The sequence below is a fragment of the Nocardia sp. NPDC055321 genome (genome assembly GCF_053645575.1).
Genome location: NZ_JBSHMS010000012.1, coordinates 230,886 through 253,491, shown reverse-complemented (window position 1 = coordinate 253,491; position 22,606 = coordinate 230,886). Strand labels below are relative to the sequence as shown.

Annotated in this window: 25 protein-coding genes; 11 read left to right on the top strand and 14 right to left on the bottom strand. The window is 68.6% G+C overall.

Annotation, left to right across the window (positions count from 1 at the left end):
* Positions 1 to 7 precede the first annotated feature (7 nt).
* A complete protein-coding gene (locus ACWIGI_RS21265; protein ID WP_454204143.1) occupies positions 8 to 637 on the bottom strand; it encodes a glyoxalase in 630 nt (209 codons plus the stop codon).
* 113 nt (positions 638 to 750) lie between these two features.
* A complete protein-coding gene (locus tag ACWIGI_RS21260; RefSeq protein WP_454204142.1) occupies positions 751 to 1,203 on the bottom strand; it encodes a MarR family winged helix-turn-helix transcriptional regulator in 453 nt (150 codons plus the stop codon).
* Between the two features lie 63 nt (positions 1,204 to 1,266).
* Between ACWIGI_RS21260 and ACWIGI_RS21255 the strand changes: the two genes are divergently transcribed.
* Positions 1,267 to 1,635, top strand: coding sequence for a VOC family protein (locus ACWIGI_RS21255; RefSeq protein WP_454204141.1), 369 nt, complete (start codon positions 1,267 to 1,269; stop codon positions 1,633 to 1,635).
* A gap of 68 nt (positions 1,636 to 1,703) precedes the next feature.
* The gene (locus ACWIGI_RS21250; protein ID WP_454204140.1) at positions 1,704 to 2,453 is read left to right on the top strand and encodes a YqjF family protein; all 750 of its coding nucleotides are present in this window, start codon (positions 1,704 to 1,706) and stop codon (positions 2,451 to 2,453) included.
* A 33-nt stretch (positions 2,454 to 2,486) separates the two neighbouring features.
* Here the strand turns inward: ACWIGI_RS21250 and ACWIGI_RS21245 are convergent, their stop codons facing one another.
* The 5 genes from ACWIGI_RS21245 to ACWIGI_RS21225 form a co-directional block, all read right to left on the bottom strand.
* A complete protein-coding gene (locus tag ACWIGI_RS21245; RefSeq protein WP_454204139.1) occupies positions 2,487 to 2,951 on the bottom strand; it encodes a DUF4189 domain-containing protein in 465 nt (154 codons plus the stop codon).
* A gap of 140 nt (positions 2,952 to 3,091) precedes the next feature.
* Positions 3,092 to 3,829 (bottom strand): leucyl/phenylalanyl-tRNA--protein transferase, encoded by a 738-nt coding sequence (aat, locus tag ACWIGI_RS21240; protein WP_454204138.1) that lies wholly within the window; start codon positions 3,827 to 3,829, stop codon positions 3,092 to 3,094.
* A gap of 66 nt (positions 3,830 to 3,895) precedes the next feature.
* Entirely contained in the window at positions 3,896 to 4,594 is a 699-nt protein-coding gene (locus tag ACWIGI_RS21235) for a hypothetical protein (protein ID WP_454204137.1), read from the bottom strand.
* A gap of 160 nt (positions 4,595 to 4,754) precedes the next feature.
* The gene (locus ACWIGI_RS21230) at positions 4,755 to 6,884 is read right to left on the bottom strand and encodes a TY-Chap domain-containing protein (protein WP_454204136.1); all 2,130 of its coding nucleotides are present in this window, start codon (positions 6,882 to 6,884) and stop codon (positions 4,755 to 4,757) included.
* 129 nt (positions 6,885 to 7,013) lie between these two features.
* Complete coding sequence (locus ACWIGI_RS21225; protein WP_454204168.1) at positions 7,014 to 7,397, bottom strand: nitroreductase/quinone reductase family protein; 384 nt, start codon at positions 7,395 to 7,397, stop codon at positions 7,014 to 7,016.
* Between the two features lie 334 nt (positions 7,398 to 7,731).
* Here ACWIGI_RS21225 and ACWIGI_RS21220 point away from each other — a divergent pair, with 334 nt between their 5' ends.
* Positions 7,732 to 8,601 (top strand): AraC family transcriptional regulator, encoded by an 870-nt coding sequence (locus ACWIGI_RS21220; protein ID WP_454204135.1) that lies wholly within the window; start codon positions 7,732 to 7,734, stop codon positions 8,599 to 8,601.
* 275 nt (positions 8,602 to 8,876) lie between these two features.
* Here the strand turns inward: ACWIGI_RS21220 and ACWIGI_RS21215 are convergent, their stop codons facing one another.
* The 3 genes from ACWIGI_RS21215 to ACWIGI_RS21205 all read right to left on the bottom strand — a co-directional run bounded on the left by ACWIGI_RS21215 (position 8,877) and on the right by ACWIGI_RS21205 (position 10,482).
* On the bottom strand, positions 8,877 to 9,647 hold the full coding sequence (locus ACWIGI_RS21215) for a hypothetical protein (RefSeq protein WP_454204134.1): 771 nt from the start codon (positions 9,645 to 9,647) through the stop codon (positions 8,877 to 8,879).
* Between the two features lie 144 nt (positions 9,648 to 9,791).
* Positions 9,792 to 10,049 carry a hypothetical protein gene (locus ACWIGI_RS21210; RefSeq protein WP_454204133.1) on the bottom strand — a complete coding sequence of 86 codons (258 nt, stop codon included), beginning with the start codon at positions 10,047 to 10,049 and terminating at the stop codon, positions 9,792 to 9,794.
* 4 nt (positions 10,050 to 10,053) lie between these two features.
* Positions 10,054 to 10,482: a hypothetical protein gene (locus ACWIGI_RS21205; RefSeq protein ID WP_454204132.1), complete on the bottom strand. Its 429-nt coding sequence runs from the start codon at positions 10,480 to 10,482 to the stop codon at positions 10,054 to 10,056.
* A gap of 179 nt (positions 10,483 to 10,661) precedes the next feature.
* Between ACWIGI_RS21205 and ACWIGI_RS21200 the strand changes: the two genes are divergently transcribed.
* Together ACWIGI_RS21200 and ACWIGI_RS21195 are read left to right on the top strand one after the other, a co-directional pair.
* Positions 10,662 to 11,549 carry a helix-turn-helix domain-containing protein gene (locus ACWIGI_RS21200; RefSeq protein WP_454204131.1) on the top strand — a complete coding sequence of 296 codons (888 nt, stop codon included), beginning with the start codon at positions 10,662 to 10,664 and terminating at the stop codon, positions 11,547 to 11,549.
* Complete coding sequence (locus ACWIGI_RS21195; protein ID WP_454204130.1) at positions 11,546 to 11,785, top strand: DUF397 domain-containing protein; 240 nt, start codon at positions 11,546 to 11,548, stop codon at positions 11,783 to 11,785. The genes ACWIGI_RS21200 and ACWIGI_RS21195 overlap by 4 nt, the downstream gene beginning before the upstream one ends.
* A 58-nt stretch (positions 11,786 to 11,843) precedes the next feature.
* Here ACWIGI_RS21195 and ACWIGI_RS21190 read toward each other — a convergent pair whose 3' ends face one another.
* Entirely contained in the window at positions 11,844 to 12,098 is a 255-nt protein-coding gene (locus tag ACWIGI_RS21190; protein ID WP_454204129.1) for a hypothetical protein, read from the bottom strand.
* A 254-nt stretch (positions 12,099 to 12,352) separates the two neighbouring features.
* Between ACWIGI_RS21190 and ACWIGI_RS21185 the strand changes: the two genes are divergently transcribed.
* Entirely contained in the window at positions 12,353 to 13,855 is a 1,503-nt protein-coding gene (locus tag ACWIGI_RS21185; protein ID WP_454204128.1) for a DUF222 domain-containing protein, read from the top strand.
* Between the two features lie 1,362 nt (positions 13,856 to 15,217).
* Here ACWIGI_RS21185 and ACWIGI_RS21180 read toward each other — a convergent pair.
* The gene (locus ACWIGI_RS21180) at positions 15,218 to 16,198 is read right to left on the bottom strand and encodes an oxidoreductase (protein ID WP_454204127.1); all 981 of its coding nucleotides are present in this window, start codon (positions 16,196 to 16,198) and stop codon (positions 15,218 to 15,220) included.
* 121 nt (positions 16,199 to 16,319) lie between these two features.
* Between ACWIGI_RS21180 and ACWIGI_RS21175 the strand changes: the two genes are divergently transcribed.
* The 3 genes from ACWIGI_RS21175 to ACWIGI_RS21165 all read left to right on the top strand — a co-directional run bounded on the left by ACWIGI_RS21175 (position 16,320) and on the right by ACWIGI_RS21165 (position 18,923).
* A complete protein-coding gene (locus ACWIGI_RS21175; protein ID WP_454204126.1) occupies positions 16,320 to 16,763 on the top strand; it encodes a phage holin family protein in 444 nt (147 codons plus the stop codon).
* 209 nt (positions 16,764 to 16,972) lie between these two features.
* Positions 16,973 to 17,569: an SRPBCC family protein gene (locus ACWIGI_RS21170; protein WP_454204125.1), complete on the top strand. Its 597-nt coding sequence runs from the start codon at positions 16,973 to 16,975 to the stop codon at positions 17,567 to 17,569.
* Between the two features lie 94 nt (positions 17,570 to 17,663).
* A complete protein-coding gene (locus ACWIGI_RS21165; protein ID WP_454204124.1) occupies positions 17,664 to 18,923 on the top strand; it encodes a KasA/KasB family beta-ketoacyl-ACP synthase in 1,260 nt (419 codons plus the stop codon).
* Here ACWIGI_RS21165 and ACWIGI_RS21160 read toward each other — a convergent pair.
* Entirely contained in the window at positions 18,917 to 19,699 is a 783-nt protein-coding gene (locus ACWIGI_RS21160) for an SDR family NAD(P)-dependent oxidoreductase (protein WP_454204123.1), read from the bottom strand. The genes ACWIGI_RS21165 and ACWIGI_RS21160 overlap by 7 nt on opposite strands.
* Before the next feature lie 104 nt (positions 19,700 to 19,803).
* On the opposite strand from ACWIGI_RS21160, the gene ACWIGI_RS21155 reads away from it, so the two are divergent.
* The gene (locus tag ACWIGI_RS21155) at positions 19,804 to 20,784 is read left to right on the top strand and encodes an SDR family NAD(P)-dependent oxidoreductase (protein WP_454204122.1); all 981 of its coding nucleotides are present in this window, start codon (positions 19,804 to 19,806) and stop codon (positions 20,782 to 20,784) included.
* 6 nt (positions 20,785 to 20,790) lie between these two features.
* Positions 20,791 to 21,072: a hypothetical protein gene (locus ACWIGI_RS21150; RefSeq protein WP_454204121.1), complete on the top strand. Its 282-nt coding sequence runs from the start codon at positions 20,791 to 20,793 to the stop codon at positions 21,070 to 21,072.
* A 53-nt stretch (positions 21,073 to 21,125) separates the two neighbouring features.
* Here ACWIGI_RS21150 and ACWIGI_RS21145 read toward each other — a convergent pair whose 3' ends face one another.
* Positions 21,126 to 22,514, bottom strand: coding sequence for an ABC1 kinase family protein (locus ACWIGI_RS21145; protein ID WP_454204120.1), 1,389 nt, complete (start codon positions 22,512 to 22,514; stop codon positions 21,126 to 21,128).
* Between the last annotated feature and the right edge of the window lie 92 nt (positions 22,515 to 22,606).

Below are 22,606 nucleotides of genomic sequence, written 5' to 3'. Positions count from 1 at the left end.
TCCCGGGTCAGACCGCCGTCTCCCACACGAAGCCGTCGGCGTCGGCGAAGGATCCGATGCCGCTGCTGACGACGATGCGGTGCGAGCCGCTGCCGTCGGGGGCCATGCCGGCGTCCTTGGCGGCGGCCTTGAGCGGGTACATCGCCAGGGTGACCGGCGAGCCCTTGCCCTCGAACTCGGCGTACTTACCGCCGAAGCTCTTGGCCACGGTCAGCCCGCGCTCGACGTAGAACTGCTTGGCGGCCTTCACATCCGAGACGCCGAGCAGCAGGACGACGGTGTCGATCTTGCGGGTGAACGGGCCGACGTCCTTCTTGTTCGAGGTGTCGACCTTCCATACGGACCCGTCCGGCGCCTGCAGCACCGCGCCGTAGCCCCAGAAGCTCTTCTTGGCCGCCTTGACGATCGTGAACCCGGCCTCGACCGCGGTACCGACCAGGCTGTCGACGGTGGACGGCTGCGACACCACGAGGGAGAGCATGAATCCACGGAATCCCGCCGACTCGCCTCGCGTCGGCCGGAACCCGATGGCGTCACCCAGCCCGAAGGCGGCTTCGTAGATCGCGGCGGCGGCAGCGGGGTCCTCGACCTCGAGCTGAACGGTGATATCGGTGCTGGTGAGCGTGTTGTTTTCCATGCCCATAACGATATGGACGGGCCCCACCGGCCGGCATCCGTGCCGACCACGGAACGGACCACGGAGAGCGGGTCGGTGGGCGTCCGGTGGCCCGGGGCCCGCGAGGACCCGGGTCAGTCGCCCCTGGGCCCGCCGCGCAGGGAGTCGATCATGCCGCGCAGCGCGTGGAACGCGGCCGACCGTTCCGGTTCCGTCATGCCCGACAGCATCCTGAGTTCGACGGAACGAACCGCGGCGGAAGCCTTTTCGAGGCTGCGACGTCCCTTGGGCGTGAGGCGGGCGGGCAGCGCCTTGCCGACCGGGGCCTCGGCGGGCCGGGCGACGTAACCGTCGCGTTCGAGGGCCTGCAGCAGGACGTTCATGGTCTGGCGGGTGACGAACGCGCCGCGCGCGAGGTCGGAGTTCGACAGGCCCGGGCGCTGCGCCAGGAGTTCGAGGCACGAGTAGTGCGTGACGCTCATGCCCAGTGGGCGCAGGACTTCCTCCATGGCGGTGCGCAGGGCGCTGGACGCTTCTTTGAGCAGGTAACCGAGCGAAGTCTCCAGGTCGACGGCGTCTTGACTCATGTCAGTATTCTGACATACCGTGGTTCGTGTCAGTTAACTGACACGAATTGAAGGAGGATCGTCATGCCCGTCACCGGCCCCGACTTCGTCTCGCTCCAGGCGCGCGACCTCGCCGCCTCGCAGGCGTTCTACGAGCACTACCTGGGCCTGGTCCGCTCACCCGCCGGGCCGCCCCACGCCGTCGTCTTCGAGACGAAGCCGATCGCGTTCGCCCTGCGCGACGTGGTCCCTGGCACCGACCTCGACGCCGTCGCCCAGCCGGGCATCGGCGCCGCGATCTGGTTGCACGCGACGGACGTCCAAGCCATACACGACGCGCTCGCCGCCGACGGCCACCCGATCGTGGCCGCGCCGATCGACGGCCCCTTCGGCCGGACTTTCACGTTCGCCGACCCGGACGGCTACCGGATCACCCTGCACGACCGCGCGTGATCCGACCGGCGCCGCTCCGGTCCCGCTCGGTCGGCCGGAGCGGTCACCGGATTCGATAGCCTGGCGTCATGGTCGTCGAGCCGGTCAGTGAGCGGACCCCGCGGCCCGTGCGGCGGGCGGTGATGACCCAGTGGTGGCGGGACGTCACGTTCCTGCACTGGACGGTGGAGCCGGACGCGGTGGCGGCGCTGCTGCCGCCGGGAACCCGGCCCGATCTGTTCGACGGGCGCGCCTACGTGGGACTGGTGCCGTTCCGGATGGAACGCACGCTGCGGCTGCCGTATCTGGGCTCGTTCTGCGAGACGAACGTGCGGCTGTACTCGGTCGACGAGCGCGGGCGGCGGGGCGTGGTGTTCCTGTCGCTGGACGCCGCCCGGCTGATACCGGCGCTGGCCGGGCGCGCCGCGGTGTCGCTGCCGTATCTGTGGTCGGCGCTGCGGATCGAAAAGGTTTCCGGCACTGTCGAATACCGATGCCGTCGTCGGCGCGTGGACATCGGGAGCCGGGTGCGGGTGCGCCCCGGCGAGCCGATCGCGGAGCCGACACCGCTCGAGCAGTTCCTGACCGCCCGGTGGGGGCTGCACGTGGCGCGGGGTGGTCGCACCCTCTACATGCCCAACGAGCACCCGGCGTGGCCGCTGCACCGCGCCGAACTACTGGACTGCGCCGACGATCTCGTCGCGGCCGCGGGCGTGTCCGTCGCCGGCGAGGGCCCGGTCAGTGGCCTCTACTCCCCGGGCGTTCCGGTGCGATTCGGCCCGCCCTTTCGCGCGGACCGGCCGATCGAGCGCCGGGGCGACGGGCCCGCCGATCGGTGAACGACCCGGCCTCCGGTAGTGCGCGGGCCGGTGTCAGCCCGCGTTCGACGTGCAGATGGTGTCCAGCACCGACAGCGGCTTGACGAGCCGGGCGAGGCCGAGATCGAAAAGGAAGCTCGTCGGCGGGGACAGGGTTCGATTCCCCATGTCCAGGGCGGCAGCCTCCGCCGCGGCGGCGGTGTTGCCGCGGCCGGTCAGATAGGTCGGTTCCACACCGTTCAACCACGAGGTCCAGGCTTCGAACTGCACGACCGAGGCGCAGCTGTTGTGCACCCGCGCGAAAACCGTGCAGCGCGAGACCGTGCACGCCGCCAACGCGGCCGCATCGGCGGCGTCCTGCGACGGAAAATCAACGGCCACACCGACTCCGGTGTGGTGATCCCACGGTGTGCCCTCGGTCTTCTCCTGATAGATCGCGATGGCGCCGTACAGGTCACCGGCCGCGTTCGCCGTCCCGGTTCCGGAGACGATCAGGGCTCCGGCGGCCGGAACCACCATGGCCAGAGCGGATTTCCCAACAACGACATGTACTCGACCCCCGAGTGTGTTCTGCACCGACCGGGCGATCATTCCCGTAATCGAGACCGATGTCTACCTCGCGCAGGGTATTTCGATATGGGTGCCGAGACGGCTGTGCCTTACTCCGGCAGATCTCCGGCACGGTGCGGAACCGCGATGTCGAACCGCCAGGATCCGGGGACGCCCGTGCGCGCGGCGGCCTCGGTGTGCAGACTCAGGAAGTCCGCGCGCGGCAGGTCGACCGCACCGAGCGAGGCGAGATGCTCGGAGGTCACCTGGCAGTCGATGAGCGCGAAATCCCATGCGGTGAGCTGCGCGCACAGCCAGTACAGCGCGATCTTCGAGGTGTCCCGGGCACGGGAAAACATGGACTCGCCGGCGAAGGAACGCCCGCGCGCGACCCCGTAGAGCCCGCCGACGAGTTCGCCGTCGCGCCACACCTCGACCGAGTGCGCGTGGCCGAGTTCGTGCAGCCGCACGTAGGCCGCCAGCATGTCCGCGCCGATCCAGGTGCCCGCCTCCTTGGCGCGCGGCGCGGCGCAATTCACCATCACCTCGGTGAAGGCCCGGTCCATGGTGACGGTGTAGTCGGCGGCGGCGACCGCCCGCCGATGTGACCTGGTCACCCGCAGCGCGCCCGGCACCAGGATGCTGCGCGGGTCCGGGCAGTACCAGTGGATGATCTCGCCGGGGTTGTACCAGGGAAAGATGCCCGCGGAGTAGGCGTCCAGCAGCCGCTGCTCGGACAGATCCCCGCCGAACGCGATCAGCCCCGACGGGTCCGCGTGCTCGACCGGTGGAAAGGGCTGGTCCGGTTCGGCCAGGAACAGCCGGATCAGGTCGCTGGCGTCGGTCACCGGGCAGACACTACCGATCCGCGCCGACAGCGTCCGGGTGCGGCGTGGGCCGCCGGTCGGCGTGGTCTACGCACGGCTGTGCCGCGGCTGCGGCGGCGGCGCGTACCAGTCGGCGTCGAGACCGACGTAGCGACTGTCGTGGCTCACGACCTCGGCGTCGTACTGCCGCAGCAGCATGGCGATGTGCGGATCCTGGACTGGGTCGAACGGAGTGGCGGCGGTGCGGCGGTGCTCGACCAGGGCGTTGCGGAGCTTCCCGGCCCGCCGATGACCCGATACCCGCAGCACCGTGAGCGAGGTCAAGTGGTTGCCCTGTTCCCGGAAGACGTCGACCCGCGAGGCGGCCAGTCCGAGCACGCGGGCCACGAGCAACGGCACACCGACGATCACCTGGGCCGCCATCTCGACCAGCGAGACGGCGAACAGCACGAACCACAGCAGGAGTAGAAGCACCTCTAGCACCTGCCCGAGAACGATCATCACCAGCAGGAGAACCAGCACAAGAGGCAACTTCCACAGCCATTCCCAGCCGCTGATCCCGGTTAGCTTCGCCTCGCGCTCGGCCCGGCGCCGCTCCCGGCGCACAGTTCTCTGCGACGGCTGCGGCCCCTGCTCCGCATCGATGGGCGTCGGCGCGGCCGCCGGCACCTCGTAACGGAAATACGTGTTCTCGAACCCGATGTTGTACGGCTGCACCACCCGCCGCCACGGCGCGAATCTGCGCCGCAGGTACCAGAATCGCTTGCTCGCGTCCCGAACTCTCACGCGCGCCAGTAAATCAGCAACGGTGGACGGGGCGCGATCGCATTCCTGCGCGGGAACGGTTGCCGTGCAGGATGACCCGGGTACTGGCGACCGCGACCGTGAGCGCGGTCATCACCGGAACCGCCGATGCGCCCCCGCCGTCACCGAAACCATTTGGTGGTCAGAGGAATTCGGGTTCGGCCACCCATCCGGCCCCGAGCACCAGCGAAGTCGACTTCTGAATGATGTAGAAGCCGAACGGCCGATCGAGGCAGACCGTGATCTTCCTGGGCTGCTCGACGATCGGCGGGGGGATGTTCTCCGGCGGCGCGGGCGGGCCTTCCATGCCGAATCCGGTCGCGGTGAAGGAGGCCGGAACAACCTGCCTCGCTTCTCCCACCAGCAGCTCCTGCTCGGAGATCATGGGCAGCGATTCGCCGTACTCGTCGAAGTCGTCCGCGGTGAGCTCGCCGTCGGTCTCGCGATCACCGTCGCCGTCGTCGTAGTACGCGCCGCACGCGCCGAACCAGTCGTCGCTCAGCTCACCGCCGCGGAGCAGGTCGTGCTCCGCGCGAATCGTGAAGCGCGGCACGATGAATTCCACGACATCGGTGTCGGAGTCCGCGGCCTCCACCGTGACACCCGGGCCGGTGTAGCCGATGTCGAGGATCGACGGACCGGCCGACAGCGTCTCGGCTCCGCTGTTCAGCACCGCGGCCGGGCTCGCACCGGGTTCGCCCGCGACGAGCATGACGTTGACGTCGTCCAGTCCGGTGACCAGGGCGCAGGTGGCGTTCTCGGTCGACCAGACCAGGCTCGTGTTGACACCGAGTCTGCGCACGGCGGCCAGCCTTCGGCCCATCCATGGCCCGGCTGCCGGGGTGTGTTCGAAGTCGGCGAAGGGAACCGCCCAGGTCGTCCGCACGGCGAGAGCGGATATCAGGACCAGGGGGCTGTGCGGATTCAGCGCTCGACGGAAGTCGTCACCGAAGCCCCCGGTGCGCTCGTCCACCCACTTCCGCACCCGCTCGGGTTCGAACGGCTCGACAGTCACCCCATCGGGAAGTCCTTCGGCCCAGTCGGATTCGATGCCGATGTCATCGCGATGCCACATGCCGACCGACACATCCACCGCCGGTGACCTGCGCACGAGATCGAGGAAGAATCGGGCGTGCCCGAGGGCGTCGTGTTCGTCGAGGCCGACGCTGTATCCGAGTTCCTGGAACTCGTGGAACTCATCCGCCCCGCTCAGCAGCAGCGCGAGCAGCGGCCACAGGGCCGGAGCCGAGATCACCGTGGAGGCGGACGGGTCGTCGAGGGCTTCGATCCAGTCGTCGGTCAGGCTGTTCACGGCATCCGCGATGGCCGCTCGATCGATGTCCACGGAATCCTCGTCCGGCGAAGGCTTTTCGCTCACCGCGGTGCCCGGCTCGCGGGGAATCCCGAGTTCGGCATCGATGTACCAGAGGTCGTCGCGGCCGAGTTCGTCGCGGTAGGACTCGAAGGTGAGCTGCCGGGGATCGTCGATCCCGCGGATCGTGCGCAGTGTCGCCACGGCCAGTTCGGCCAAGCCCGTCGCGTCGTTCTCGTACGGCTCGATTCTCCCTCCCGTCCAGCCGCCGTCGCCGTCGGGCGTCCAGCCGAGAACTGTCAAATGTGCTGCCGCCGAGTCGTTCCCGAGCAGTGTCGGGTCGGTAACGTCGCACCGGACGTCGACCCCGCCCTCATTCCGGAATCGCACGGTCATCGCCTCACCCGCCCGCAGAATCAGCACGGCACGTTGTTGCAGGGTGCGCGCCACCCAGGCCAGGCGTTCGGTGAATTCGGCCCAGTCCGCGGCCTGTTCGCCCAGATCTCGATCGGTGGGGCGGTCCGAGGGAAAGTAGAAGTCCTCGCGTCCGGGAATGGAATCGTCCGTGGAGCGGTACCGGACCTGGGCTGGGGTCAGCCCGAACCCGTCACGCAGCACGGCGACCACAGCCTGTGCGGCCTTCTCGACCTCGGCCCGGGAGGACCGCCACGAGTAGCGCCAGCGCACAACCCATTCCCCCGAGCGGCGGCCCTCGTGCCACACCGACATATCGCCCCACGACGGATCGGCCCCGTTGAGCTCGGGTGACCGCACGACCGCCAGCACTCGCGCCGCCTGATCGGGGTCGTCGGGCACCACCACGGTGGCCTCGACGCCCTTGTGGTCACCGTCGAAATCGACGTATCGGTGCGAGTCGCCGATACGGACGGCCCCGCAGCCGTCCTCGAACTCGATGAACTGGACCTCCCAGTCGATGGCTGTCCACATGTGATCCGGCATGAGCCGTCCCTCCCAGTACTGATGTGTCGAACGCGCGCAGCGTAGCGGGCGGCGGGGACATCGAAAGTCCCCACCGCCGTTCGGCCGCAACGCTTTCAACAGGCCACCGGCGGGCGGTTCGGCGACGGGTCAGTCCAGGTCGATGCGAACGGTCAGCAGCTGGGTGCCTACCGCGCGTACGACCGCGCTGTTGGCCCGGGGTAGAGCGCGCAGGCGGGCACGGGCGTCGTCGTCGGGCACCAGGTGTGCGGTGCCGGTGTGCCAGCGGCCGCGGATCCGCAGGCGAACGCGGTTGTCCGCCAGAATGTTTCGGACGTACTGGGACTTCTCGCCGAACTCGGAGACGAGCCAGAAGGTGGTGCCGGTGCGGCGGCCGCCTATCGGGGTGATCCGGGGCTCACCGCTCTTGCGGCCCGTCGTTTCCAGGAGGGTCTGTATCGGTAGACGGCCCATGATCGGGTTACCGATGTGTCGTTGCGCCGTCGTCACCACTCGGTGTTGCAGGTCTCGCAGCTTGGTCACGGGTCGATCCTATTCACGAGTCTGTCTTTCGGCCTGCGGAGTTCCGGCCGAAGGGGACCGGCCAGAACCCGGCCGGAGCACGGCCGAGGCCGACAAACAGCCGGGTCGGCAGGCCACGGGGTCGGCGGGCCTGCGGATCGGCAGGCCAGCGGGCCGGGCGACTAGCGCGGCCACCGATCGAAGCTCCCGTAGGCGCGGACACACGTGGCAAGTGAACGCCCTGGCATCCCGACTCGCATGGTCGAATCGACTGATCGGATCGGATCGCTGTGATCGGGTGCGGCCGGGGTGCCGTGCGACAGGGTTGATGGTGGAAGGAGGCCTCGTGATCTCGGCACTCAACAGGCTGGTCGACCTCGTCGAAGAGCAGCTGACCGACGAGCTCGATATCGGCGGGCTCGCCAGGGAGCTCGGCACGACCGAGTACCACCTGCGGCGGATGTTCTCGTCGCTCGCGGGCATGCCGCTCTCGGAGTACGTGCGGAGGCGGCGCATGACCGTCGCCGCCGCCGAAGTCGTTCGCGGCGAGGACGATCTGCTGAGCATCGCCGTCCGGCACGGTTACGGCTCGGGCGAGGCGTTCGGCCGGGCGTTCCGCGCCGTCCACGGCGCGAGCCCCGGTGACGTGCGCCGCGACGGAGGCCCCCTTCGCACACAACCGCAGCTCAGGTTCCGCCTGACCGTAGAAGGGAGCACCCCCATGGACACCCGCATCATCGACCGCCCCGCGTTCCGGCTCGTCGGGCACGCCGCCCGGGTTCCACTGATCCATCGCGGCGTCAATCCGCACATCCAGCAGCACATCGCCGCGCTGCCGCCGCAGGAGCATGTCCGGCTGAAGGACCTGAGCGACACCGATCCCGCCGGCCTGCTGCAGGTTTCGGACGGCGTGGATCCCGACGGCGTCGAGGGCACCGAACTGACCTACCTGCACGGCGTCGCCGTGCAGCTGGAAACCCCCGTCCCCGCCGACCTCGACGCCATCGATGTCCCGGCCGGCACCTGGGCGGTGTTCCACACGTCCGGTCCCCACCCGAAAACCCTCCAGGACACCTGGGCCGCGACCGCGACCGATTGGTTCCCCTCGAACCCGTGGCGTCTGCGACCGGGCCCGTCGATCGTCGCGATCCTGGAACGCACGGCAGATTTCACCACCGCGACCTGTGAGCTGTGGTTGCCCGTCGAGCCGGAGTGACTGTCGCTGCGGACCCGGGCGTACGGCGGTTCGGCGGCGGACGGGTTGTCGCGTCCAGGGTGCACGCACCGCGCTGCTGAATCATGCTCGCCGCCAACGCGGTTAAGCCCGCCGCCGCCGGCAGGTGCCCGTCGGGAGCGAGGAACCGGCCCGTCCGGATTCCCGTCCGCAGACCCTGTCGAGTGTCCGCCCCAAGGCAGGCGCAGGGCCTCGATCGCCGGCAGGGTTGCCCGTTGGAAGCGAAGAACCGGCCCGTCCGCAGACCTTGTCGGGTGTCAGCCCCAGGGCAGGCGCAGGACTTCGAGTTCCGATTTCGCAAGAATGGCGTTCACGAGGTCCGGCGGGCCGGCCACCTTCGTACCCCAGAGGTCCCAGTCCGACCAGGTGATCCAGGATCGGTCCGCGGCCCACAGATTCGACGGCGAACCGGCGCCGGCGGGGTGGTCGTAGAGCGCGGTCGCCGACCCGAGCGGGCCGGAAAGCGTTACGCCGGTGTCGAACTCGCCGCTGGCGCCGGGGCCGAAGTAGGCCACGCAGGGTGTTTCCGCGCCTTGCGGGGACCAGGCGATCAATACCTCGAGCAGGGCTTCCCACGACTCGCGGTCGAGCGAGCCCTCGGCGGGCGGGCGGATGCTGACCGGCCAGCTGCCGTTCACCGTCGCACCGGGCATGCAGCGGAAACACGGCAGGATGCCCTCGGCGACGGGCTCCTCCCCCAAGCGCTCGGCCAGTTCGGCCCAGCGCAGCCGCCGCCACCCCGGCCCCGGGTGGCGCGAGCGGCCCAGCGACCCGCCCGTCTCCACGGAATTCGCATCGAGTGTGGCCAGCCCCGGGAACGTGACCGGCTGCTCCAGGCTGGTGGCCAGCCGCCGCTTGCGCGCTTCGTCGTAGGTGAGTTCCGAAGGCGCCGAGTCGTGTTCGTACATCGCGTTCAGCACCCACACGGCGTCGGGGTGTGACGGGATTTCGTACCCGCACCATCCGATATCCGTGTCGGGCGTGCCGAGCCACGACACGAGCGCCCTGTCCGCGATGTCCCACTCCACGCGCCCAGCGTAGCGAGCATCACCGCACGTGGGAGCGGTGCCGGGCGCTCCGCGCCGGAACGCGGAGCGTCACGTAGCCGGAGCACCCCGAAAAGCTGAGACTGGAAACCGAAGAGTCGATCACGAAAACTGTTGGGCCGCCATTCATTGCGACGCGGCAGGAAAGAGCATCTCGGTCGCCGCGCGCAGGATCTGATCGGCGCGCAGCAGGGTGGTGCACGCGGCGGGATCGCAGGTGCGGTGTGCGGCGCGGGCCTGGGCGGCCTCGATCACGCCGAGGTAGGCGTCGGTGGGGAAATCGCACTCGGCGAGCTGGGCGGAACGGGTGGCGATGGCGTCACTGACGGAGTCGCCGAGTCGCGGAGCGGAGTGCGGAAGAGGTTGACCCTCGGGAGATTTCATGGGATTACCGCGCTTCGGGGTGGTCGGGAGCGGCGAGGCGGAGGCGGCAGTTGGGGAGATAGGGGTTCTGACGGGTGAACACAGTGTGCCCGGTGGTGGCGCAGGTATGCATCGACTCGAGCGGATAGCGGTACCCGCCTTCGAGAACGATCGCCCGGTCGGTGATCGCGGTGATCCGCAAGCGGGACAGGACGATCCCCCGGGTCTGCGAGAGTTCGACGACACGGGCGCCGACGCGCACCCACGCCGGGAGTTCCGGAACGGCGGCCTGCGCGTCGATGTCGAAGGCCAGCAGCGCTTTCGCCTGCGCCTTGCGACGGCAGACGGAGGTCGGGCACTCCCGATGGGTGGCGAGTTCGCGCCGGGCGCGCTCGGCTGTCAGCTCATCGTCGGGAACGGGATCATGGTCGAGTTGCTGTGCGGCGGTATTCATTCGGCAGCTCCGGTCGGCTCGCGGATCGATGAATGCGACGGGATCGACGCTGGTCGCCCCGCTGCGGGTACCTACAAGTCTGCGCGCCGGAGTTATGCTCGTGGAAGCTTCCCAGTGAACTACGACACAATCTTTCCTTCCGGCTTGGAAGCTTTGTTCCAACACAAAGGGAGACAGTTGTGAAAAGCCATACGCTGCCGGCGCGGCTGATGGGGATGACGCTGGAGGCGCTGCGAGAGCGCATCCGACCGGCGATGAGTCGCGAGGCCGCCGCCAAACTCCTTGGACTGAGCCAACAAACACTGTGGCGATACGAGCGAGCACAGTGGGAACAACCACCCAAGAAGGTCTCGATCCTGGCGATGTGCAGGCTGTACGACGCCGACACCGCCGAGCAGGAAACGATATTGGATCTACTGGGCAGGGCGAGCGAGTCCGGTTGGTGGCAGAAGTTCGACAACGCGATGACTCCGGGCTTCTCGCAATTCGTAGCCCGCGAGAACTCGGCACAACGGATGATCAGCTATCAGGACACGTTGCTGCCGGGAATGCTGCAAACCGCCGAGTATCGACGCGCGATGGCGTACGTGATCGATCCCAACGCCCCGGAAGACTCCGTTACGTCGAGTATCGCCGTGGCCACGATGAGACAGGGGCGGCTCGAAGAGACCAGCCAGGCCCGGCTCGAAGTTGTTGCGGTACTGGCAGAACGCGTCCTGCGACAGACCATCGGCGGTGCGACCGTGATGCGCGACCAACTGGAGCGGCTTCTGACGCTGGTCGAAATACCCACCGTTTCGATTCGGATCATCCCCGAGGGCACTCCGCACATCGGTTTGGCGACAGGGCCGTTCGTCGTCCTGGAATCGCCGAAGAGCGACAAGCAATGGATTCCGGATGAGCCGCCGACGGTGTACCTGCAGCACTTCACGGGAAGCCTCTACTTGGGACGAGACGAGGAAGTCCAGAAGTACTACCGTGCATTCGAGGGCATCGCCGAGGCATCGGTCAGCAGCGAGGAAAGCCGAGCGCTGATCAGTCGTATCGCAAAGGATCTAGAGCAGTGAACGTCGAACCGTCCAACACATACTCGATCGACTATTCCGCGCAGCTGGTAGCGGCTCGGTGGTTCAAGAGCTCCCGCAGCACACCGCAGCAGGACTGCGTCGAGGCGGCGCATCTCACGGAAGGCATGGTCGGCGTGCGAGATTCGAAGAACCCCGCCGGCCCGGCGCTCGTCTTCGACGGAACGTCCTGGGACGCTTTCATTTCCGGGGTGCGGGCCGGAGCGTTCGACCGCTAGCAGCGAACCCGGGCGGCTCCCGGGGGCCGAGAACCCCCGGAGGCCGTGCGCCGAACACTCAGGCGGGTTTGCATTCGATGGTCGCGTACTTGGCGGTGCCGCGCCATTCGGTCTGCGCCAGCCCCTTGGCCTGGCGCAGGTTCTTGCGCGCCTCGACGGTGACGGCGGGCAGCGGATCGCCACCCCAGGTCTCGGCGGTGCAGACGTAGGCGCGGGGCGCCGCCGCTGCCGCGGAAGGCGTTCCCGCGACGACGAACACCGGGGCCACCGCCATGACGGCGGCGGGGAGGGTGGCCAGGTACTTGACGTTCAACGACGTCTCCTCACGGTGATCTCGACAGGTGCGACCGCGCGGGCGGGGCGGGACCCGACGGCACGCAGATTCTCGCACGTGCGGCGGGTTTCGGCCGGGCCAGGTTTCCACGGCGGAGTTTCGGGTGTGGCCGGTTGCGGGCGTAATGATGTTCACGAATTTCCGTTGATCGAAACGCGTCATTTGACCGAATCTTGTTGTTTCACAACAGAATTGGGCTATTCACGCTTGCTATTAAGGCGTAGAATAGAGGCATGGATTCGAGGAAGGTACCCACCATCGCAACGAGTGCCAAAGCACTTGGCGCCGCGGTGGAGAACCTGCTCGAATTGCCGATGTACTCGTTGGCCAAGGACGAGGTCATCGAAGTCATGCAGGAGCTCGAAACCAGCTTCCGCAAACTCGAAGCCGTCAAGCAGCGGTTCGCGCTCGAATGCGGAGCGCGGGACTTGGGCCCTCGGGCGGGTGTGAAGAGCTTGATCCTGTTCCTGCAGCAGACCCTGCGCCTGTCCTACGCCGAGGCCGCCGCCCGCGTTCGCAACGCTGATCTGCTGTCGACGGTGTCCGTGGGTTCCAGTACCCGGCCGCCGAAATTGCCGCTCGTAGCCGCAGCGCAACGGGCCGGGGAGATCTCCGCCGATCATGTGAAGGCCATCAACGATGCGCTGACGCGGATCCCCGACGCCGCCGGTCCGGAAGTCAAAGACCATGCCGAACAACACCTCACCTCATACGCCCGCGAGGGTGACCCGAAGGGTGTGACCAAGCTCGGGGTCCACATCCTCGCCCACGTCGACCCCGACGGGCGATTGACCGAGGACCGAGACCGCCAGCGAGTCCGGAGCGTCAAGATCGGGCATCAGGGCATCGACGGCATGTACCCGATCTCCGGGTTCCTCACCCCGCAGCTGGGGGCGGTCATGATCCCGATGTTCGAGAAATTCGGACGACCCGGCATGTGCAACCCCGACGACCCAGAAAGCCCCTGGACCACCGCCGAACTCGGCCTCGACACCGAACTCGACGACGGCGACGAGAACGCCGACGACGCCGATGCGAACGACCCCTCGCTGACCCCGGCCCAGCGTGCCCGCGCCGCTCTCCGCGCGAAGCTGCGCGCGGCAGCCAAGCGCGATCACCGCAACGCCGAGCAGCGCAACCACGACGCGCTGATGGTGTTCTTCCGCCCGGACATGGGCCCCACGAAGCTCGGATCGCATCGTGGACTGCCGGTCTCCACCATCATCACCATGAGCATCGACGACCTCGAGAAGCGCGCCGGGGTCGCGACCACAGCGACCGGTGGGACGATGTCGATTACCCAAGCGCTCCAGGTGGCCAGGAATTCGACCCCGTATCTGGTGGTGCTCGATCGCAACGGCCGACCGCTGCACCTGTCTCGGGGGCAGCGTCTCGCCAACCCGGCACAACGGCTCGCGTTGACTGCCACCGAGCGCGGGTGCACCCGCCCCGGATGCGATGCGCCAGCGAGCCGCTCGGCCGTGCACCACATCCGAGAATGGGCCGATGGCGGCGAAACGGACATCGAGGACCTGACCCTGGCGTGCGATGGTTGCCACGCCCAGATCAACACCGGCCCGAACGGGTGGGAAACCGTTGTGATGAGCGAGGACTCGGAGAATCCGGGCAAAACCGGCTGGATTCCTCCACCACACATCGACCGAGCTCGGAGACCACGCGTGAACTTCCGCCACCACCCCCACTTTCCGGGTATCCCCGCACGATGGCGCTGCTAACCATCACGCCCGGTCGTGACTCCCCGCTCACTGCTTTCCACTCTGCCTCTTCGGCTTTCGACGCCGAAGAGGCTTTCGTGCGCCGACACGCCCACCCACCCCCTTGGCGTCGAACCCGCCCGAACTCCACCACGACCCCAGCACCGGGCATCCCCGAACGGCGACTCCGCCAACGACCACACCCCTGCCTTGAACCGCTCACTGCTCCAAGCACTTTCGCTCGCCGCCTCATGGCCTTCGGAACCGAACGGGCTCCCACCCACCTTGCCCCCGGCCCGGCCATCCCACTCACACCGCTGGTGCGACCACACGCACCGGTGTTCACGCCCGTGGCCGACGTAGCCCACACCCACACCGGCCGTGCGGCTTCCCGCGGGGTTCGGGAGAGCAGGCAAAACATATGCGACAGTGCTGGTTACCTCGCCTGCCGTACCCGACCTACGGCTCCCCAGCCAGGAGCCCGTTCACCCTTCCAGCCGGGCCGGCCGGCCGTGGGCACCTTCTCGAGACCTACAGACAAAGACTCGACGTCAACACAATGAGGGTGATGTCTCTGGCGGTGATTGCCGCGCCCGGTCCAGGGTTCGGAACCCGGCCACGCATCCAAGGGCTTCGATCCCGTTGATCGGCCCGGAAGGGCTGGAACCGCCGCCGAGGCACCCAACCCGCCCCCGCTGGTACTCCGTTATCCAGGCGTCCTTTCCCCGGCAGGGCACCCAACCGCAACCGAGTCTCCGGACGTGCCCCCGCCGGTACTCCGATTTCTAGTCGTCTTTCCTCCGGCAGGGCTCAACCGCCATCGAGCCTCCCAACGTGCCCCCGCTGGTACTCCGTTGTCCAGGCATCTTTCCTCCGGTAGGGCACCCAACCGCCGCCGAGTTTCCCGACGTGCCTCCGCCGGTACTCCGTTGTCCAGGCATCTTCCCTGCGGTAGGGCACCCAACCGCCGCCGAGCCTCCCGACATGCCCCCGCCGGTACTCCGTTATCCAGGCATCTTTCCTGCGGTAGCCCTCCCAGCCGCAACCGATGCACCCAACTCTTCCCGCCGGTACTCCGCTGTCCGGGCTTCTCTTCCTCGGCAGGGCTCCCAACCGTGATCGAGGCACCCAACGTTCCCCGACTGGGACTCCGCTTTCCAGGATTCTCCCCTGCGGTAGGGCACTCCACCGCGATCGCGTCTCCGCCGTGCCCCGCCGGTACTTCGTTGTCAGAGCGTCTTCCTGCAGTAGGACACCCAGCCGCCGCCGAGTCTTCCAGGCGCTCTGCCGGTACCCGCACTCCTGGCTTCTCGCCCGCGGTAGGGCACCCCACCGCTGACCGAGCACCTGACGCGCCCCCAGCGACACGCCATCGAGCCCCGTCTACGCGGGCCAGTCGTAAGCGACGCCGGTCAGCTTCTCGCTCAACCGCCACAGCGCACCGGCCTGGGTGCGGCTGTAGGCCAACGGGTTTCGAAGAGTGCGCCGGGGATAGCCAAGAGTCTCCAGCGCCGGGCCGACGTAGGAGTTCCCGGCCAGGCCGGGGACCGTCGCCGCGTAGAGCTGGGGCAGTGCGCCCATCCGATCTGACTGCGCCATCCCGACCAGCGCGCGCTGCTGTAGCGCGGAAATGCGTGCGGTCCAGCCGCTTTCGGGGGTCGACTCGTAGAGGTTGGTGGCGGACAGGCCGGGGTGGGCGGCTACGGCGATCAGGGGCGTGCCGTGGGCGCGGGCTCGCCGGTCCAATTCGGCGGTGAAGAGGAGGTTGGCCAATTTCGATTGGCTGTAGGCCAGCCAGCGCAGATAGACCACGCGCCACTGGGGATCGAGCCAGTTGATCGCGCCACCCCAGGCCGCGATGGACGACACCGTCACCACTCGGGGCGCGGGGGCACGCAGGAGCGCGGGGAGCAGCAAACCCGTCAGCGCGTAGTGGCCCAGATGATTGGTGCCGAATTGGGCGTCGAAGCCCTCGGCGGTGCGCGCATTGCGCGGGAGCGCCATCACGCCGGCATTGTTGACCAGCAGGTCGATGGGAACACCGCGCACATCGAGGTGGTCGGCCGCGCGCCGCACGGAACCGAGGTCGGCCAGATCCAGCGGCAGGACTTCGGGTTTGGGTCCGGTGGCTCCGGCGGCGACAGACTCCAGGGCGGCAGCGGCCTTGATCTCGTTGCGGCAGGCCATGAGAACGTGCGCGCCCTTGGCCGCCAGGGCTTCGGCGGTGCGCAGGCCCAGACCGCTGTTCGCGCCGGTGACCACGGCCGTCTTGCCGCTGAGGTCGGGGATATCGTCGGCTGTCCAGCGCCGGGCGATCAGGGGCGGATTGACCGCCTTCGCCGCGGCCGTGTGCACCTGTGCCATCACCTTCACACTCTTCCTACGCGCGCAAATATCGTCTGAGACAGAGTAGCCGGTCATGCTAGGCTGCGACAGTTCTCGCGGCGGGCCGCCGTCGCCTACCGATCGCATCGAGGGGGCCGCGATGGCCGACCGTCAGCACACCTACGGCACGGCGCTGCAGACGCCACCCGGCCCGTTCGAACGGGCGGCGCGCGAGCTGTTCGCCGAGTTCACCAGGTGGCTCGCACCACGGGCACGTCGGGCCGGTCGAGCGGTGCGCGCCGAGCTCACGCGAGCCGCGTTCATCGCCGCGACACTGGGATTCGCGCTTCTCGCCGCGGTCTACGGCACCATCTACTTCTTCGCCTTCGTCGTCGAGTTGCTCGGACAGTGGATGCCACACTGGGCCGCGCTGGGACTCACCTCGACCCTGATGCTGATCCCAGCGGCGCTCGCCGCCCTGATCGGGGTGCGGCAGATGTTCCGACTGCGCAGCGTGCGCGCCGCCCGCGCCGCGGCCGGTGCGGCGAACACGGCATTCACCAATCTCGGGCGACGAAACACGAAGGGCGTCAAACCTTTCTGACCTCGATCCCGGTACGCGGCTCTACCGCGAGGACGGCGACCACGGCACCGACGGCGAGCGCCACCGTCAGCGAGAGGGGCCACTCGATCGCACGGCAATGGTCGGCACGATTCCACGTAAGCCGATATCGTGTCTGAGACAATCTGGGTGCACGGCGGTCGACAGTCTCGGAGCAGCTGCCCCGCAGTTCTCCCGAAAGCAGCCGAGCCATGATCGAAACCCTTCTCATCGCGGCGATCGTTCTCCTGGTGGCAGGCGCTATCGTGGCCGCGATCAGCGCCGCCGTCCTGCATCGCTGGCGACGCGCGGTGCTGTCCGGCGGCGGCTTCGAGGTGCGTCCCGTGTCCGCCGAGCACGTCGACGAATTCCTCGCCGACCGTGGCACTTTCGCCGTCACCGCGATCCGCGAGTTCGCAGCGCCCGCCGCGCGGGTCTGGGACGCGCTGCAACTAGACGGCGCCTTCTCCTGGCTGCCGCTGGTCAACGGCATTCGCTACGCCGATGACCGCCGCCACGAGGGCGCGGCTCGCGTGATCGACGCACCACTGTTCGCGGCGCGGGAACGCGTGATCATCCAGGCCCCGCACACTCGCCTCACCGTGACAGGCACCGCACTCTCGATTCCCCTACTGGTCACCGGTTTCGCCCAGGACTACCGATTCACCGAGCTGAACGGCCGCACTACGGTGGCCTGGACCATCGCCGTGCGCCCGCGCTTCGGCCGCTTTCTGCCACTGCGCTGGGGAGCTCCGTTCGTGCGTCCCTTCGCGGCCTGGGCGCTCGGCGGGCTCCGCACGCGGATCTGAGCTTCACCTCACCCGCGCGGACGGTGGCGGCTACCCTCGTCGAGACCGCAATAACACTGCCGTGCTTGCTGATTGGTCGCTAAGGGGTTCCACAGTGAATACACTCGAGACCTTCTCCACCCGCGGCGGCGGGTTCCGCGATGTCGTCGTCACCGCCGTAGAGATGACCACCTCCATCGCCGCCGATACCGAGGGCACCTGGCAGGGCCTGCTCACCGGAGCCAGCGGAATCGGCAAGCTCACCGATCCGGAGCTGGCCCGGCTCGAACTGCCGGTGACGATCGGCGGCAAACTCGTCGACGATCCCACCGATGAACTGGATCGGGTCCGCAAACGGCGGATGTGCTACGTGCAGCAGATGTCCTACGCCATGGGAAAACGACTGTGGGACAGCATCGGACGACCCGAGGTGGATCCCGAACGGCTCGGCGTGTGCATCGGTACCGGGCTCGGCGGCGCGGATTCCATCGTCGAAGCCAATGACGCCATGCGCGATCACGGGTATCGCAAGGTGTCTCCCTTCGCGGTGCCGATGTCGATGCCCAACGGCGTCTCCGGTGTGGTGGGGCTCGAGATCGGCGCGCGAGCCGGCCTCGTGACACCGGTGTCGGCCTGTGCCTCGGGGTGCGAGGCGCTGGTGCACGCGTGGCGGTCGATCGTGCTGGGTGAGGCCGACATGATCGTGGCCGGCGGGGTCGAGGGGTACATCAATCCCGTTGCCATCGCCGGATTCTCGATGGCCCGGGCGGTCAGCACCCGGGCCGAGCAGCCCGAGCGCGCGTCCCGGCCCTTCGACCGGGATCGGGACGGGTTCGTGTTCGGCGAGGCCGCGGCACTGCTCGTGATCGAGGCCGAGGAGCACGCACTGGCGCGCGGCGCCAAACCACTCGCCCGGCTGCTCGGCGCCGGGCTCACCGCCGACAGCTACCACCTGGTCGCCCCCGATCCCGATGGGGTCGGATGCGCGCGAGCCATGCGCCGCGCGCTCGAGACCGCCGGGGTGGGCCCCCGCGAGGTCGATCACGTCAACGCGCACGCCACCGGCACCACGATCGGGGATCTGGCCGAGGCCAAGGGCATAGCGGCCGCGGTCGGCACGCATCCGGCGGTGTACGCGCCCAAATCGGCGCTGGGACATTCGGTCGGCGCGGTCGGCGCGCTGGAGGCGATCCTGTCGGTGCTCACCCTGCGCGATCAGGTGATACCGCCGACGCTCAATCTCGACAATCTCGATCCGGAGATCGATCTCGACGTCGTGCACACCGCGCCGCGCCGGACCACCGTGGACTTCGCGCTCAACAATTCGTTCGGTTTCGGCGGACACAATGCCGCGGTGCTGTTCGGGCGCTATTGAGCGCGGAGCCTCCGGCCCCGCAGGCGAGCCAGCCGTTCGGGCTCGAGCACCCGAGCCACTCGCCGCGCGACGCGCGGGGACACCCGGTTCGCCAGGTACAGCGCCCCGGCTTCGATCGGTGTGGGCACCACCGCCGGATTTCGCGCCGCGATGCGAACGATCATGCGGGCGATGCCGTCCGGACCGTCGGCGGCGTAGATCCCGGTCGGCGCCGGCGCGGGACAGACAGCGGTAACGCCGACGCCGGTTCCGGCGAATTCCAGCCGCAGCCCTTCGGTGAGCATCCGGGCGGCCGCCCTCGTCGCGCAGTAGGGGGCGCTGGACGGACTCGGAGCAAAGGCGGCCACCGACGTGACATTGATGATTCGCCCGCCTCGCCGCGAGGCGATCATCTGCCGTCCGAAATAGGTGCAGCCGTGCACCAGTCCCCAGACGTTCACGCCCAGCAATCGCTCCCAGTCCTCGAGGGTGTGTTCGAGAAACGGGCCGGTCGTGGCGAATCCGGCGGCGTTCACCAGCACCTTCGGCGGCCCGAAGTCGGCGTGCACGTCGTCCGCGAAGCTCGCCATCGCCGCCGCGTCGGCCACGTCCACCGCGAACGGCGCGGCCGTGCCACCGTGGGCTTCGATCTCCTCCACCGTGCGCACCGCGCGGGCCTTGTCGCTATCGGCGACGACGACCATCGCTCTCTCGCGCGCGAAGCGGAGGGCTACCGCGCGGCCCGTTCCGCCGCCCGCGCCGGTGACCACGACAACCTCATCGTCGAAGCCTGGCATGAGTTGCCCCCTGTGTCCGCGGTTGCGGCGCTGCGCATTTCGACTGGAATCATCTGTCCCAGACAGTGTACACTCTGCCTCTCCGGCCGGAGGAGAGACGAGCTATGACACCCTTCCACCCGGAACTCGCGGTGGTCACCGGAGCGGGCAGCGGCATCGGACGCGGCACGGCCAAGGCGCTGGCCGCGCGTGGTGCCGAGGTCATCGTCGCCGACATCAATTTCGCTACAGCGCAGGACACCGTGGCGCTGATTCGCGCGAACGGCGGGCGCGCGGCGTCGTACGCCCTGGACGTGGGAGACCCGCTCTCGCTGGAGGCGTTCGCCGAGTACGTACGCACCGCGCACGGGGTACCCGACGTGGTGGTCAACAACGCCGGAATCGTGGTCGGCGGGCCGTTCTTCGACATCCGGCCCGCCGATCTGCGGCGCATCGTCGATGTGAACCTCACCGCGATCGTCCACGGCTGCAAGCTGTTCGGCGCGCAGATGGCCGAGCGCGGAGCCGGCGGTCAGCTGGTGAACATCTCCTCGATCGCCGCTTTCGCGGCCCTGCGGCTCGGCACCCCGTACTGCTTCACCGCGGCCGCCGTGCAGCATTTCAGCCTGAGCCTGCGCGCCGAAATGGCCACGCACGGAATCGGTGTGACGGTCGCCTGCCCCGGTCTGGTCGCGACCAATCTCGCCGCCACCGCCACCCTGGCCACCCTCGGCAGGGAACAGGTCGCGATCACCCGGCAAATGGTCGTCAAGGGCATGACCCTGCTCGGCATGCATCCGGACCGAGCCGGGCGCAAGATCGTCGAAGCCGCCGCGGCGAACCGCGACATCCTGCCCCTGCGCGCGGAATCCCAGCTGGCATACCGGCTCACCCGTGTCTTTCCCGGACTCACCCGAGCGCTCATGCGAACCATCAGCGGGCCCGAGGTGGAGCGCGCGGTGCGCTTCGCCATCGACCATCCCGCGGTCCTGGGCATCGCGCGCGAGGCGGCCGAACTCATGCCGCAGCGACCGGGCCTGCAAACCTATTGGGAACCACCGGAATACGATGATCCACCGTCGCCACCGACACCGATGAGGAGATGAACCACCGTGACTGCCGTTCCGCCCACCCCCGCCGAATCCGAGCCGATCCCGGCCGATTCCGAGGCTGCCCGGCCCACCGCGACCAGTTCCGGCGACGCGGCGCCCGAGCCGGGCGCCGAAACCGTCTCCGGCACAGGTGCGTCCACCACATCCGCGGGCAAACCGTCTGGCACACAACGAGAGCCCGCCCCCGCCGAGCCCCCGCTGCGCCGCAATCTGGTCATCCTGGCGGCGATGGCGCTGACCGTGATCGCCGCGCTCGTCGCCGCCGGAATGATGGTCGGCTGAGCTCCGCTGCCGACCGGGCAGCCACACTCACCGGCGGGCAGCGGCCCGGCGCGTCACAGCGCCGGGACCGGCTCCTGCCCCTCACCCGCGGTCCGCGGCTCGTGCCCGGCCGCCGCCCCCGGCGGCCGCATGCCCGGGAGCCAGCGCCGCACGAGCGCCAGGTACGGCGCCTCGGCGTCGAGCTGCGCACACACCCCGACGATGCCGCCGAGCACCCGGCCCAGCATGACCAGATCCGGCAGCTCCGGCGGCGTGCGGACCGCGAAGGTGTTCTGCACGGACAGGTTTCGCACATCCGTGGCGCGCTCCATGTGCCCCTGCACCAGCTCGCGACTGATCCGCAGCCGATCGCCGTGGAACTCGGCGACGATGGGCTCGACCACGCGCAGCACCGGCTCCATGTCCAGGTGATGGCCCGGGCGCACGAAGCCGTTGTCGCGCAACGTACGCACCAGGGCGTCATAGTCCCGGTCGAGCGCGAGCTGCGCCAGTGCGCCGACCACCGGCGGCAGCCCGTCCGGCAGCGCGATGACGGCTCCGAAATCGAGGATCCCCAGGCGGCCGTCGGGGAGCAGCTGGTAGTTGCCCGGATGCGGATCGCAGTGCAGGTAACCGACCCGCACGGGTGAGCTCAGGCCGAACGCGGCCAGCAGCTCCCCGGCCCGATCCCGCTGGGCCGCGGTGCCTTCGGCGATGACGCGGCCCAGCGGGACGGCGTCCATCCATTCGGTCACCATGACCTTGGGCGCGCTGGCGACCACCTTGGGCACGAAGAAGTCGGGATCGTCGGCGTAGGCGATCGCGAACCGGCGCTGATGATCGGCTTCGATGCGATAGTCGAGTTCGTCGGCGGTGCGCTCGACGAACTCCTCGATGAGAGATTTCACGTCCACGCCGGGCACGAACACCCCGAACGTGCCCGACAGCATGCGCAGCAGTTTGAGATCCGACATGAGCGCGACATCGGCTCCCGGGTACTGGATCTTGACCGCGACTGCGCGGCCGTCCTTCCACACCGCGCGATGCACCTGGCCGATGCTGGCCGCGGCCACCGGCACGTCCTCGAAGCCGGCGAATCGCTCGCGCCAGCGCGTACCCAGTTGCTCGTCCAGCATCCGATGCGCCTGTGCCAGCGGCATGGGCGGGGCCTGATTCTGCAGGCGCGCCAGCGCATCCCGGTAGCGATCGGCGAAGCGCGGGGGCACCGCGGCCTCGGCGACGCTGAGCGCCTGCCCGAGCTTCATCGCGCCGCCCTTGAGCTCGCCGAGCACCCGGAACACCTCGTCCGCCGCCTTGTCGACGAGCGCCTCGTCGATCGTGGCGCGATCGGCCCCGGTCATGATGGCCTTGCTCGTCGCGGTCAGGCGCCGGGCCATGATGCCCACCGGCAGCGCGGCGATTTTCGCCGAACGCGCCAGGCCGGTTCTTCTCTTGCCCGCCATCGGGTGCCTCGATTCGATATCGCGAAGGCCGCCTCGAGCACTACCGCGAGGCGGGTGCGCGCGGGGCACACAAACCGAATCTAGATTGTCTC